Genomic DNA, 12,868 nt, shown 5'->3' on the forward strand with positions numbered 1-12,868 from the left:
CGTCAGGTGTCCTGGCGGCTCACGCTCATGATCAAAACACGGGACACGTCATCGCCAAGGTCCTTTCGGGCAACCTCCAACAGAGACCTTCGCAGCACCTCAAGATTGTCCGATTGCGTGAATTCGCCGTCGAACCCACCAATATTCGCGTGATCAAACAGCACTTGAAGAAACCCGTCCCGCAGTTTCGGTTCGATTTCGTAGAACTCCTCCGAGATGCCCGGCCGGGTTTCCAGGCTCAGCGACATGGTCACCAGAGCAGAGATTTCGTTTTCTTCGACGACCGGAACGACGAACTGTTTGGTCAACTTGAGATATTCATAGGGACCGGCCTTGCCGGACGTCTCACTATGGCCGGAAGTTTTGTTCGCCTTGTCTGCCTTGACGGTCTCCTCGGCGTGGGGCTCCGGTGCTTTGGCATCGGCCACGGTATCCTCTGGTTCCGGTGTCAAAAGCAGCCCAGCCGCAGCGCCGGCCCCGAGACCTGCAATCAAAAAGAAAACGGGGAGTAGTTTCTTCATCATTTGAACACCTTAGAACGGTAACAGCGCGTCCAGCACCTGTTGCCCGTATCGTGGCTGCTGAACATCCGTGATCTGGCCGCGGCCGCCATAGGACACCCGTGCAGACGCAATCTTGTCATAGGTAATCTCGTTCTGGCGCGAGATGTCCTGCGGACGCACATAACCAGACACCAGCAGCTCGCGAAGTTCGAAATTCACCCTCAGTTCCTGCGTTCCGGAAATCGACAGGACGCCGTTCGGCAGGACATCGATCACCGTTGCGGCGACGCGCAGTGTCAGCTTTTCCTTGCGTTTCACAGACCCCTTGCCCTTGCTGACTGACGCGGAATCGATCGAAACCGCCTCGTCCAGTGACGCACCATCTGGCAGGTGTTTCGCTGCGCGCTGGGGCAATCCCAAGAGGCCGGGAACCTTGAGATCTTCCGAGCTGCCGCGCGACCGGTTTGTATCGTTCGAGATTTCGGCCTTTTCATCAAGCTCGATCACGACAGTCAGAATATCGCCCTTCTTGATGGCGCGCTGATCACCCAGCAGAGACTGCTGACCCCCACTCCACAGAGACGCGCCGTCCACGGCGCGCTGAGATTGAGTGTGCAACGGCAAACCCGGCCACAACATCGCCACGTGTTCCGGAGTTTCCGTAGTTGGCGACAGGCTGGGCGGTTTGCCCAGATGGTCCAAACGCCCGCAGGCGGAAAGGGACAGGATGGCCAGCAACAGGGATCTGGACAGTTTCATGATCAAAATACCTCGATTTGGCCGTCGGAACGGATTTTTCCGGTTACCGTCGTTCGTGACGACAGGTTCATGACGCGGATGCGATCTCCGGCGGCTCCGCGGCCCAGCGCACGCCCTTCGACCGCGATGGACAGTCCACCTTTCACGAAGACAAGCGTCACCAGATCGTTTCGATCGACCAGAGCGGGAGGGCCGACACTTGCCTTCAGAATTGGCCGACCGGGATACAAAGCGGTTTTGGCTTCCTTCCCGATCAGGTCTGCAGGATCATTTACCGCGCCGGGCGCCTCACCGGATTTCACCTGAAGATCAGCGGATTCAATGATCTCCTTGGCCCGGATCGTTCTGGTCGGCACGACTATGTCAGCGAAGGCGGCAACCGGAAGAAGCCACAGGGATATGAAGCCCACGACCCGCATCAGCGTACCTGTGTCGTCGCGCCCATCATCTGGTCGACGGCCGAAATCACCTTGGCATTCATTTCATAAGCGCGCTGCGCCTCGATCAGATCGGTCACCTCACGTACCGCATCAACCGAGCTGTCTTCCAAATAGCCTTGACGCAGCATTCCGAGCCCGTCCTCGCCTGGGGTACCCACGATCGGTGCGCCTGAAGCCTCGGTTTCCTTGAACAGGTTGCTGCCGATGGCCTCGAGGCCCTTGGCATTGGAAAAGCTGGCCAGCGTGAATTCCCCCAGCAGTTGCCCTTCCGCGGTGTCGTCAAAATAGGCGTAGACCTCGCCGGACGCGTTGATGGAAATCGACCGCGCGTCGTCCGGGATAGTGATTTCGGGGGCGACCGCAAACCCGTCCGACGTGACGATGAGGCCTTCGGCCGATCGCTTCAGACTGCCGTCACGGGTATAGGCCGACTGACCGTTTGGCAGCACCACCTCGAGATACCCGCGCCCTTCGATCGCAATGTCCAGGTCACTGCCCGTCGCGGACAACGCGCCTTGGGCCAACTCGACGGTCACGGCTGCAGGACGAACACCCAGACCAAGCTGTATTCCCGTCGGCAGGACAGTCCCGTCCGCGGCGTTCACCGTGCCGGCGCGAGCCATCTGCTGATAGTGCAGATCCGCAAATTCAGCCCGCCGGGCGTTGTAGCCCGTGGTCGACATGTTCGCCAGGTTGTTCGAGATCGTCTCGACCCGCATTTGTTGCGCCGCCATTCCGGTCGCGGCAATTTTCAGGGCTCGCATTTCGGTTTCTCCTGCAGTTTCAGATCAGCGCATCAAGGTCTTCAAGGCGCCGCGGACCCTTTCATCTTCGGCGTCCAGAAAACTCTGACCCAGCTCGTAGGCACGCTGGATTTCGATCAGCCGGGCCACTTGGCCGATGGCATTGACGTTCGAACCCTCCAGAAACCGGTTGAGAACCACCGGCTGCTCGACCGGCTCGACCTCGCCTTCCGGTTTGAACAGGGTACTGCCTTCCCGCACCAACTCGGTGCCTTCCGCGGGCTGAATCACCCCGATCTGCCCCAAAACCTGCCCATTCACGCTGAGCGTCCCGTCGCCGCCCACATCAATGGTTGCTGCGTCCGGTGGAATGAAGACTGGGGCCCCGTTGCTGTCCAGTACGCGGTGCCCATCCATCGTAACCAGATCGCCATTGGCGTCCGGTGAAAAGCTGCCCGCCCGGGTCAGACGGTTGCCGGACGGAGTTTCAACCAAGAAAAATCCACTGCCTTCGATTGCAAAATCGAATTGCCCACCGGTTTCCGTCAGCACGCCTTGCGTAAAAGACGTGTTGCGTGCCTGAGCACGGCTCATGGACAGAGAGGGGCTGCCGGGAAGGTCCCGCACAAACTCGGAAAACACCAAACCCTGCTGGCGGTAACCCGTCGTGTGCGCATTGGCGATATTGTTCGCGACCAGACGCATTTCGTTCATCAGCCCGGTTTGACGGGACAAGGTGACGTAGGCTGTATCCATCAGCGGCCTCCTGCAATCAGCGGAACCAGTGTCGAGGTGAAGAATGTGACCAGCGTCTGCGTCATGAACCCCATCGAGACCCAGAACACGATGACGATGGCCACCAACTTGGGAACGAAGGTCAGGGTCATCTCTTGGATGGACGTCAAGGCCTGGAACAGGCCCACGGCCAAACCCGTGACCAGCGCAACCGTCAGAATCGGAACTGACGTGATCACGGCAATCCACAGGGCCTGACGCACGACGTCATAGAACAGACCTTCGCTGAGCATCGTTCAGACCGGCATCCGCAGAATTTCCTGGTAGGCCTCAACGACCTTGTTGCGCACGACAACCGCTGTTTCGACAGCAAGTTCGGTCTGGGCCAGTGCCTGCACGAGGGCATGTGGGTCGGCTTGGCCAATCATGGCGGCATTGGCGACCTCTTCGCTGTGTTTCAGGGTTGCCGCAAAGTCCTGAAAGGTTGCGCGCAGCCCTTGTGCAGCGCCACTTGTTCCCGGATCCGCTTGGGTGGCCGGGCGGGCATGCGCATAGCTCTGAGCCGCGGTGATCGATCGGGTATCCATTCTGGCTTTCCTTTATTTTCTCAACAATTCCATGAGGCTGGCCGACATCTTCCGGGTCTGGTCGAACATTTTGAGGTTTGCTTCGTAACTGCGTTGCGCTTCACGCGCGTCGGCGATCTCGACCATCAGATCGACATTGGACCCTAAGTAATACCCGCTGGCATCCGCCATCGGGTGACTGGGATCATAGATCCGGGGCAACGCCCGCCGGTCCAGCCTGACCCGACCGGCCAGAACCAATTCAGTGCCGTCTTTTTGCACCGTCTCGAAAGGAACCGATTTGCGCCGGTAACCCGGAGTGTCCGCATTCGAGATGTTTTCCGAAACATGGCGCAGGCGCGCGGCTTCCGCCCGCAGCGCGCTGGCGGTGACGGCCAGGGATTTGGAGAAATCGCTCATGACGGTCTCCTCACGCCTTGCCCAGACCGGTGCGCAGGATCCCGATCGAGGATTTGTAGATGGCCAGCGCGCGGTCATGCTGTCGCTTGACCTCGACCGCATTCAGCATTTCTTCTTCAAGCGAAACCCCATTGCCATTGGGATCGACTGCGCCGCCGCGCATATGTTCGGCCAAAGTCATGCCGCCCGGCCCGACACCGTTCAAATGCCCTTCGCGGGTCGCGCTCATTGCGCTGGTGGCACTGGATTTCTCAAAGGCTTCCGCGAAAGGCTCAATATCGCGAGCCCGGTAGCCGGGCGTATCCGCGTTGGCCATGTTGCGCGAGATGACGGCCTGCCGTTGTCCGGCGTGGGTTGCCAAGGCGTACGCAACTGTAAAGACGTTCAGGTCCGAGAACATCGGGGCTTCTCCCTCGATCAATTTCAATCAAGGCTTAACCCCGATTCCTTTAGAAACCGTTTTCAGAAACCAATTGGAGCCGACGCCATGTCCGACCTCGATCCCTCGATTCTGAAGTACCAGTTCGATCGACTTTCTCCGGTGCGGCACATGGGTCTGGTCGCGGGTGTTTCCGGTGGGGTGATCGAGGTCGAAGGGCTGGCAGAACAAGCGCGCATCGGCGACCATCTGATTTTGCAGCGACGCCACGACCAACCGTTGGCCGGCGAAGTGTTGCAGGTCGAGGCCGGCGCTGTTCACATGCTGCCTGGCGCAGCCCCTGACGGCGTGCGCCTGGGGGACCGGGTCTATCTTGAGCCGACTCCGGTTTTTGCACCCGGTTTGCATTGGCTTGGTCGCGTGGTCGATCCGTTCGGCAAACCGCTGGACGGCAAACCGCTTCTGCCCGGGGCGCAGGCCCGCAACGTCATGTCCGCGCCACCCCGGGCCGTCGACCGCAAACCGCTGGGAGACCGTATGGCCACCGGGCTGGCGATTCTGAACACCCTGCTTCCGGTCGTCCAGGGGCAGCGTGTCGGTCTCTTTGCGGGGTCGGGTTTGGGAAAATCAAGTTTGCTGGCAACGCTGGCCAGATCCATGCAAGCCGATGCCGTGGTCGTCGCGCTGGTAGGCGAACGCGGGCGCGAGGTGAATGAATTCGTCGAGACCGCGTTGGGCGCCGAAGGTCTGAGGCGCTCGATCGTGGTCGCGGCCACGTCCGACCAATCAGCACTGGCCCGCCGGCGCTGCGCCTGGTCTGCGATGGCAGCGGCCGAGTTTCTGCGGGATCAGGGTCTGAGCGTTCTGTTTCTATGCGACTCGGTCACCCGGTTCGCCGAGGCGCATCGCGAGATCGCCGTCGCCATGGGTGAGGCCCCGTCCCTGCGGGGGTTTCCGCCTTCGGTCACACCGATCATCGCCGGACTTTGTGAACGCGCCGGTCCGGGAACCGCCGATCAGGGCGACATCACCGCCGTGTTCAGTGTTCTGGTCGCGGGTTCGGACATGGATGAACCGGTGGCCGACATCCTGCGCGGCGTTCTTGACGGGCATATCGTGCTAAGTCGCGAGATCGCCGAGCGAGGGCGCTTTCCAGCCATCGCGCTCAGCCGGTCGGTTTCGCGCTCTTTACCGGCCGCGGCGACACCCGAGGAAAACAAGCTGATCGCTGAAGCCCGCAGGCTGGTCGGAAGCTATGAGCAGTCGGAAGTGATGATCAAGGCGGGTCTGTACACGCCGGGCACTGACCCCCTCCTGGATCAGGCGGTTCGCATCCATGACGAGCTTGATGGCTTTTTCGGCAAACTCGATCCAGACGGAATCCAGAACAGTTTCAACCGCCTTTCGGTCATCCTGCGTCGGGCCAGCGCCGCGATGACCCAATGAGCGGGTCGGGAAAGGCTGAACAGTTTTATATATTAAGCCGCCCTTAATCCCCGGACTGCTAATCCAATGGGTGGGTGAAAAAGGGTGGTTTAGATGGGTGCGCAATCAAATGCGGCGCCGATCATCATCAAGAAGAAGCGCGTTTCGGGTGGCGATGGCCATCACGGCGGCGCCTGGAAGGTCGCTTATGCGGACTTCGTGACGGCCATGATGGCGTTCTTCATGTTGATGTGGCTGCTGAACGCAACGACCGAAAAGCAACGCAAGGGTTTGGCGGACTACTTCTCTCCGACAATTCCGATCAATCCCGTTTCCGGCGGGGGCGACGGGGCCTTTGGGGGCGACAATATGTTCTCGGAGAAAACCATGGTGATGGACGGCTCGGGAGCGACGAACAAGAACCCGACCGAGGCCAAGCGCGCGCGGGGTTCGACCGGTGTGGATGCCGATGGCGGCAGGCGCGGCGCGTTCGAAGACTTCTCGTCGCTCGAGGCGCGGCTGCTGGGGCGGTCAGGCGAAAGCATGGTGTCCAAAAAGGCCTTGAAGCATATTGTCACTCGGGTGACGGACGAGGGTCTGATCGTCGAGCTGTTCGATACCGAAGATGAGCCGTTGTTCGAGAGAGGTTCCGATTCTCCAACACAGATGATGCGTGCACTGGTACTGCTGGTTGCACGTTCATCGGACATGGTGACGAATTCCATCTCGGTCGAGGGTCACGTGCATTCCTCTCCGGTGGTTCTGGCCCGAAATCCGTCGTGGGATCTGTCGACTTCGCGCGCGCAGGTGGTACGGCAGATGCTTCAGGACAAGGGGGTCGGCGCCAAACGGCTTGAACGGGTCACGGGTCATGCCGATCGCAAGCTGGCGGTGAAAAACCCGATGGCGGCCCGCAACAACCGGATCGAGATCGTGTTTCTGCGCAATCCCTGAGATCGGAGGATATCTGGCATTTTACTTGTTAGCGCGCTGTTAAGGCCCAGCGCGTTAGCTGTTGCGGGAACGATTGACGCAACAGAAGGGCGTGCAGATGACAATTTCCTCTTCGCTGAATGCCGGTGTGGCCAGCTTGAAGGCCAACGCGAACAGGTTGGCGACCATATCGGACAATATCGCCAACTCTTCGACCTACGGTTACAAGCGGGTTGAGACGGATTTTCATTCGATGGTGACGTCGGGCCAGGGCGGAAGCTATTCGGCGGGCGGTGTCCGGACCACCAGCCAGCGACTGATCGATCAGCGCGGCTCGCTGGTTACCACCAACAACTCAACCGACCTGGCCGTGCGCGGCCGGGGCATGCTGCCGGTTCGCCCAAGTTCCCAGATCGGAACCGACTCTAACGAAATGCTTCTGACCACCACCGGATCCTTCCGAACCAATGCGGAAGGGTATCTGGTTACCGAGTCCGGACTTGTGCTGCTGGGCTGGCCCGCCAACGCCGATGGGTCCATTCCCAACGTTTCGCGCGACACATCCGCAGCATTGCAGCCGGTTCAACTCAGCGTCAATCAACTGTCCGGCTCGCCGACCACCGCAATGAACCTGCGCATGAACCTGCCCGCCACGGCCACCGATGCCGGCGCACCTGGTGACACGCAGCCCTTGTCCGTAGAATATTTCGACAATTTGGGCAAACCCGAGAATGTCGATATCGAACTGATCCCGACTGTGCCGGCCACCGGGTCCAGCAACGAATGGACGATGATCTTGCGCGATTCGGCTTCGGGCGGAACCGTGATCGGTGAATATACGCTGACATTTACGGACAGCAGAACGGCAGGCGGTACCCTTGCCAGTGTGACCACCGTGTCCGGTGGCACCTATGATCCGACCACCGGCAGCTTTGTCGTCAACGTCGCCGGCGGCCCGATGGAGGTCAATATCGGCCTGATCGGTGACAGCGACGGAATCACTCAACTCTCTGACACGTTTGCGCCAGTTTCGATCACCCGGGACGGATCCGCAGTCGGAACCATGTCCAGCGTTCAGGTCGATGAAAACGGATACGTCTACGCGCTGTATGACACGGGTGTCACCCGTCGGATGTATCAGATACCGTTGGCGGACGTCCCCAACCCGAATGGGCTGACCGCACTCGACAGCCAGACATATGCGCCGTCACGCGACAGTGGAACTTATTTCCTGTGGGATGCCGGCGAAGGTCCGACGGGAGAATTGATTTCCTTCGCGCGCGAAGAATCGACGACCGACGTTGCGACTGAACTGACGTCGATGATCCAAACCCAGCGCGCCTATTCGTCAAGCGCAAAGGTGATCCAGACAGTCGACGAGATGTTGCAGGAAACAACCAACATCAAGCGCTGATCTGAACCTGCAAAGCGGAAAGGAGCGGCCTCATGAGCATGTCAACGGCCCTGAATAACGCGCTGGGTGGGCTGGGCGCGGCCAGCCACGGCGCCGCCGTCGTCTCGGGCAACATAGCCAATGCGCTGACGCCCGGCTACGCCAAGCGGACCTTGGAGCTGACCACCAACTCTATTTCCGGCAACGGCGTCAGGGTCGTGGGAATCACCCGCCATCAAGACCCTGTTCTGATGGCGAACCTGCGCGCGGCAACAGCGGATAACGCGGCGGCCTCGGCAATCTCTGAATTTTACTCGCAATTCGAAGCATTGGTCGGTACCCCCGATGACGGCAGATCGATCGCGGTATCTTTGGGCGCATTCGAGAACAGCTTGATCACGGCCGCAAGCAATCCCGGCTCGGTCGAGCGTCTAGATCTGGCGGCGCGCGCAGCTGGGGATCTGGTTGCCGATCTGAATACGGCGTCCGACGGCCTCAGCAAGATGCGTTCTGACGCGGACCGAGCAATCGGGACGTATGTCGAAACACTGAATACGACCCTGAAAGATATCGAAGCATTGAATGCCAAGATCTCGGCTGTTGAGAACGCAGGCGGCGATGTCAATGGGTTGCTGGATCAACGCCAGGTTCTCATTGACCAAGTCAACCAGCTGGTTCCAGTCAATGTCGTGGCGCGCGACAACAACCGCGTCTCACTGTTTTCCGACGGTGGGCTGATACTTCTGGAAGGATCAGCCGCAGAGTTCGCGTTCTCGGTCACCGGTGATACCAAACCGCACATGACCGCGGGAAACGGGCTGCTGTCCGGGCTCGAACTCAATGGACGGCCAGTCCGCACATCCGGTGATTCCGCACAAATCCGCGGCGGCGCTCTGGCAGCCCAGTTTGACATTCGCGACGTGTTGGCCATCGACGCGCATGAGGACCTCGACGCAGTCGCGCGCGATCTGATCGAACGGTTCGAAACTGCCGGCCTGGACCCGACCGCGATGCCGACTGATCTGGGCTTGTTCACCGATGCCGGTGCCCGTTTCGATGCCACGGCGCCGGCGGGGCTCGCGTCCCGTCTTGAGCTCAACCCGATTGTCGATCCTGATGCCGGCGGCGACAGTTGGAAACTGCGCGCGGGGTTGGGGGCCGTTGCACCCAACGACCCCGGCGAGGCAACCCAGCTGCAGGCTTTTGGCGCCGTATTGACCACGCCACGCCCTGCCCCGGCTTTCGGCACTGGGACCCTGCGGGCCAGTGAGGTGTCGGCGGCGCTTTTGTCCAAAGCAGGCACAGCTGCCCATACCGCTCTGTCGCGCCAAAGCTACGCAGCCAACGCGCAACTCCAAATGGAGCAGTTAGTGGCCGAGCAGGGCGTGGACAGTGACACCGAATTGCAGCGCATGATGCAGATTGAACAGGCCTATGCCGCCAATGCGCGGATCATCACTGTTGTCGACGAATTGATGGATTTGCTGCTGAGGATGTAACCATGACCTTGAATTCGATTGGTGATCTGGCCCGCGGTCTGACCTTGCGCGCGCGCAGCACCGAGATCAAAACGCAGATCGAAACCCTGTCCTATGAAATGTCCACGGGAAAAACCGCTGACATTTCTGGACGTCTCAATGGCGATTACTCGCATTTGCTGGACCTGGATCGAAAAATTGCACAGCTGGACGCCTTCTCTACGGCGACCGCCGAGGCAGATCTGTTTGCTGATGCCACTCAGATCAGCCTCGAGACGTTTGAAACCTCGATTGGCGAGGTTTCGGCTTCTCTGCTCGCGTTTGGGACATCCAACCAAGCAACATCGCATGCTCAGGCCTCGGCTCAGGCGCGCAACGAACTGGACACGATGATTTCTTCACTGAACACGCGGGTCGGTGGCCGCAGCTTGTTCGCGGGAACCGCCACGGACGCCTCTCCGCTGCAGTCGACGGACACGCTACTGGCTGCTCTGCGAACCGAATTGGCGGGGCTGACAACCCTGACCGATATTCGCCAGGTGGCTGAAGATTGGTTCAATGATCCTGCCGGGTTTGAGGCGGTCATGTACAACGGTTCCAACACGACCCTCGCACCTATGCAGATTTCGGAAACCGAGCGGGTGAACATGCAGTTCACGTCCAATGATCCGAAACTTCGGGATGGATTGCGCGATGTCGCGCTTGCGGCGCTGGCAACGGAGGGCGCGCTGGGATGGCCACCAGACCTGCAAACTGCCTTGTTCACCGATCTGGGCGTGGCTCTGGCCAACACCAAGGATGACGTCGTGACGATGCGCGCTCAGATCGGAGCGGCGCAAGCCCGCATCGAACAGGCCGAAACACGAAATGCTGCGGCCAGGACCAGTTTTGAATACGCGCGCAACGAACTTGTCGCCGCCGATCCCTACGAAACCGCAGCACACCTGCAGACCGTGCAGTTCCAGCTTGAAAGCCTCTATTCGGTCACCGTCCGCAATTCGACCCTATCATTGGTGAATTTCCTGAGATGAGACTTCTGGCCTTCCTTCTGATCATGCTGCCTTCGGTGGCGGTTTCCGGGGCTGTTCGGCTCAAGGATCTGGTGAATTTTGACGGTGTACGCGGCAATGATCTGGTGGGATATGGCCTTGTCGTTGGACTGAACGGAACCGGTGACGGGTTGCGCAATTCCCCGTTCACCGAAGAAATCATGTCGAACATACTTGAACGGTTGGGCGTAAACGTCACTGGCGAGGACTTTCGCCCCAAGAATGTCGCCGCCGTTCTTGTCACCGCCACCCTTCCGCCCTTTGCGCGGGTTGGTGGGCAGATCGATGTGACCGTTTCGGCGATCGGAGATTCCAAAAGCCTGCTGGGCGGCACCCTCGTCATGACACCCTTGAACGCCGCGGATGGGCAGATCTATGCAGTTGCGCAGGGCACAGTTCTGGCAGGTGGTGCAGTCGCCGAGGGCGACGCTGCATCGGTTGTTCAAGGGGTGCCGACATCCGGTGTCGTCCCCGCCGGAGCCCGGGTCGAGCAGGAGATCGATTTTGAACTGTCAGGTCTTTCCCAATTGCGGTTGGCCCTGCGCGAGCCGGACTTTACGACCGCCGGTCGGATCGAAGCGGCCATCAACCGCGAGTTCAATCGCGCAGTTGCGGTCATGCGCGACTCGGGCACGGTGGAATTGAGCATCCCGGAAACGCGGGCTCCTTCCACCGCGCATGCGATCGGCCGGATCGAAAACATCCTGATTGAACCCGAAACCAAGGCTCGCGTGGTTGTTGATCAGCGCTCCGGCACAATCGTCATGGGGCAGGAGGTCCGAATCTCACGTGTCGCGGTTTCCCAAGGCAACCTGACACTTCGCGTAGAGGAATCTCCGATCGCCGTTCAGCCCAACCCCTTTGCCAGAGGGGAGACCGTTGTTGTTCCACGAACCATCGCAGGGATTGAGGAGGACGCCGGCACCGGGTTGGCAGAAATACCCGAAGCGACGACGCTGTCGCAGGTGGTTGCCGGCCTGAACGCGTTGGGCGTGTCCCCGCGGGATATGATCGACATCCTCAAAACCATCAAAGCGGCCGGGGCCCTCCATGCCGAGTTTGTCGTCAGATAGCTGTGCGTATAGGCGGGTAGCCGATGGTCAGACAGGTTTCCGGTTCTGACCTATTTTGACTTCCAACTGTCCAGCCAGCGCCGGAAGCTGGATCTTCGCTCATCGATTGCATCCCCAGCGGCGTAGAGACCATCCTCGACGCTTTCAAGCATGGGGTCGATGCGGGCTTCGCGGAACCTGCGCCAACGCACCCAAAGCGCCCAGACGATGGCAAAGAACACGGTCAGGAAAATGATGTTGAACCAGGGAATGATGCGGACGTCCGGTCCTTCGACATGTTTGATGAAAATGGCGTTCGGGAAGATCGACAGAAACTCGTTGCGCCAGCCGTAGTGGGTCACGACAACCCAATCCGGATCATCCTTGTCCGAGATCGCGTCGTTGGCTTCGGTATAAAGGTTGGCGGTATCGAACTTGAAATAGGGTGGCCAACCCCAGCTGGTATCCTCGTTCCGATAGACGATCGGCTTGCCGTTCGCCCGCACGGCTTGGATGAACTGCACATCGCGGTTCGAAAGGCTGGTCGACTGATCATCGGGCTCGGACCAGAAAATGCGGGTCCAATCCGTCAGATCCTGCCGCTCTTCGTAGGTGTTCACGATGCGGACAATGTCGTGCTGCGGCAGCGAGTATTGCAGGATCGCACCCAGCGTGATCCAGAAAATCAGGATGAACGCCCATTTGATGTAGACCATTCCCAAAACCTCACATGTAGTTCACGACATAGATCAGCGCGGCGATCGCCACCCAAGGCACGATATAAACACCCAAGATCAGTTTGCGACGGAACGAATTGTCATAGACGTGCAATCCGCGTTCGACGAAGGCTTCCTTGTTGCCGGTCTTGCCCTTCTTTTCCCACCATGTTTCAAGCTTTTGTCGCCGGACACGGCGCGAGTAAAGAGACAAGGCAAAGTAGGCAATCGTCTGAACGACGAGCAGACCGAGAAACAGGCGCATTGCTCCGAACAT

The 12,868-nt window shown here is 59.6% G+C and carries 17 protein-coding genes; 6 read left to right on the forward strand and 11 right to left on the reverse strand.

Annotated features, from left to right (window positions below; genetic code table 11):
- Nucleotides 1-2: 2 nt before the first annotated feature.
- The 9 genes from ACR3EL_RS16520 to ACR3EL_RS16560 are packed head-to-tail and all read right to left on the reverse strand — an operon-like array spanning nucleotide 3 to nucleotide 4,566.
- Entirely contained in the window at nucleotides 3-521 is a 519-nt protein-coding gene (locus tag ACR3EL_RS16520; protein ID WP_480722372.1) for a flagellar basal body-associated FliL family protein, read from the reverse strand.
- A 12-nt stretch (nucleotides 522-533) separates the two neighbouring features.
- Entirely contained in the window at nucleotides 534-1,262 is a 729-nt protein-coding gene (gene flgH / locus ACR3EL_RS16525) for a flagellar basal body L-ring protein FlgH (RefSeq protein WP_170367527.1), read from the reverse strand.
- A gap of 2 nt (nucleotides 1,263-1,264) precedes the next feature.
- Nucleotides 1,265-1,681 (reverse strand): flagellar basal body P-ring formation chaperone FlgA, encoded by a 417-nt coding sequence (gene flgA / locus ACR3EL_RS16530; protein ID WP_480722375.1) that lies wholly within the window; start codon nucleotides 1,679-1,681, stop codon nucleotides 1,265-1,267.
- Entirely contained in the window at nucleotides 1,681-2,466 is a 786-nt protein-coding gene (flgG, locus tag ACR3EL_RS16535) for a flagellar basal-body rod protein FlgG (RefSeq protein ID WP_093963652.1), read from the reverse strand. The genes flgA and flgG overlap by 1 nt, the downstream gene beginning before the upstream one ends.
- 24 nt (nucleotides 2,467-2,490) lie before the next feature.
- Nucleotides 2,491-3,201 carry a flagellar hook-basal body complex protein gene (locus ACR3EL_RS16540; RefSeq protein ID WP_170342461.1) on the reverse strand — a complete coding sequence of 237 codons (711 nt, stop codon included), beginning with the start codon at nucleotides 3,199-3,201 and terminating at the stop codon, nucleotides 2,491-2,493.
- The gene (locus tag ACR3EL_RS16545; RefSeq protein WP_093963653.1) at nucleotides 3,201-3,473 is read right to left on the reverse strand and encodes a flagellar biosynthetic protein FliQ; all 273 of its coding nucleotides are present in this window, start codon (nucleotides 3,471-3,473) and stop codon (nucleotides 3,201-3,203) included. The genes ACR3EL_RS16540 and ACR3EL_RS16545 overlap by 1 nt, the downstream gene beginning before the upstream one ends.
- Nucleotides 3,474-3,476: 3 nt before the next feature.
- Nucleotides 3,477-3,767: a flagellar hook-basal body complex protein FliE gene (fliE, locus tag ACR3EL_RS16550; protein ID WP_170342463.1), complete on the reverse strand. Its 291-nt coding sequence runs from the start codon at nucleotides 3,765-3,767 to the stop codon at nucleotides 3,477-3,479.
- Nucleotides 3,768-3,779: 12 nt separating this feature from the next.
- Nucleotides 3,780-4,166, reverse strand: coding sequence for a flagellar basal body rod protein FlgC (flgC, locus tag ACR3EL_RS16555; protein WP_170342465.1), 387 nt, complete (start codon nucleotides 4,164-4,166; stop codon nucleotides 3,780-3,782).
- A 10-nt stretch (nucleotides 4,167-4,176) separates the two neighbouring features.
- Nucleotides 4,177-4,566, reverse strand: coding sequence for a FlgB family protein (locus ACR3EL_RS16560; RefSeq protein ID WP_170342467.1), 390 nt, complete (start codon nucleotides 4,564-4,566; stop codon nucleotides 4,177-4,179).
- A gap of 87 nt (nucleotides 4,567-4,653) precedes the next feature.
- On the opposite strand from ACR3EL_RS16560, the gene ACR3EL_RS16565 reads away from it, so the two are divergent.
- The 6 genes from ACR3EL_RS16565 to ACR3EL_RS16590 all read left to right on the forward strand — a co-directional run bounded on the left by ACR3EL_RS16565 (nucleotide 4,654) and on the right by ACR3EL_RS16590 (nucleotide 11,896).
- The gene (locus ACR3EL_RS16565; protein ID WP_170342469.1) at nucleotides 4,654-5,991 is read left to right on the forward strand and encodes a FliI/YscN family ATPase; all 1,338 of its coding nucleotides are present in this window, start codon (nucleotides 4,654-4,656) and stop codon (nucleotides 5,989-5,991) included.
- Between the two features lie 93 nt (nucleotides 5,992-6,084).
- Nucleotides 6,085-6,924, forward strand: a complete 840-nt coding sequence (locus ACR3EL_RS16570; protein WP_480722382.1) for a flagellar motor protein MotB — start codon at nucleotides 6,085-6,087, stop codon at nucleotides 6,922-6,924.
- A gap of 97 nt (nucleotides 6,925-7,021) precedes the next feature.
- Complete coding sequence (locus tag ACR3EL_RS16575; protein WP_480722384.1) at nucleotides 7,022-8,317, forward strand: flagellar hook protein FlgE; 1,296 nt, start codon at nucleotides 7,022-7,024, stop codon at nucleotides 8,315-8,317.
- 32 nt (nucleotides 8,318-8,349) lie between these two features.
- Nucleotides 8,350-9,795: a flagellar hook-associated protein FlgK gene (flgK, locus tag ACR3EL_RS16580; protein WP_170369936.1), complete on the forward strand. Its 1,446-nt coding sequence runs from the start codon at nucleotides 8,350-8,352 to the stop codon at nucleotides 9,793-9,795.
- 2 nt (nucleotides 9,796-9,797) lie between these two features.
- Nucleotides 9,798-10,805, forward strand: a complete 1,008-nt coding sequence (locus ACR3EL_RS16585) for a flagellin (protein WP_170342476.1) — start codon at nucleotides 9,798-9,800, stop codon at nucleotides 10,803-10,805.
- On the forward strand, nucleotides 10,802-11,896 hold the full coding sequence (locus ACR3EL_RS16590; protein ID WP_170342478.1) for a flagellar basal body P-ring protein FlgI: 1,095 nt from the start codon (nucleotides 10,802-10,804) through the stop codon (nucleotides 11,894-11,896). The genes ACR3EL_RS16585 and ACR3EL_RS16590 overlap by 4 nt, the downstream gene beginning before the upstream one ends.
- 50 nt (nucleotides 11,897-11,946) lie before the next feature.
- Here the strand turns inward: ACR3EL_RS16590 and ACR3EL_RS16595 are convergent, their stop codons facing one another.
- Nucleotides 11,947-12,591, reverse strand: coding sequence for a DUF1523 family protein (locus ACR3EL_RS16595; RefSeq protein ID WP_093963661.1), 645 nt, complete (start codon nucleotides 12,589-12,591; stop codon nucleotides 11,947-11,949).
- A gap of 10 nt (nucleotides 12,592-12,601) precedes the next feature.
- Nucleotides 12,602-12,868, reverse strand: coding sequence for a hypothetical protein (locus ACR3EL_RS16600; RefSeq protein ID WP_170589266.1), 267 nt, complete (start codon nucleotides 12,866-12,868; stop codon nucleotides 12,602-12,604).

This window comes from Ruegeria sp. BJ3 (assembly GCF_056535665.1).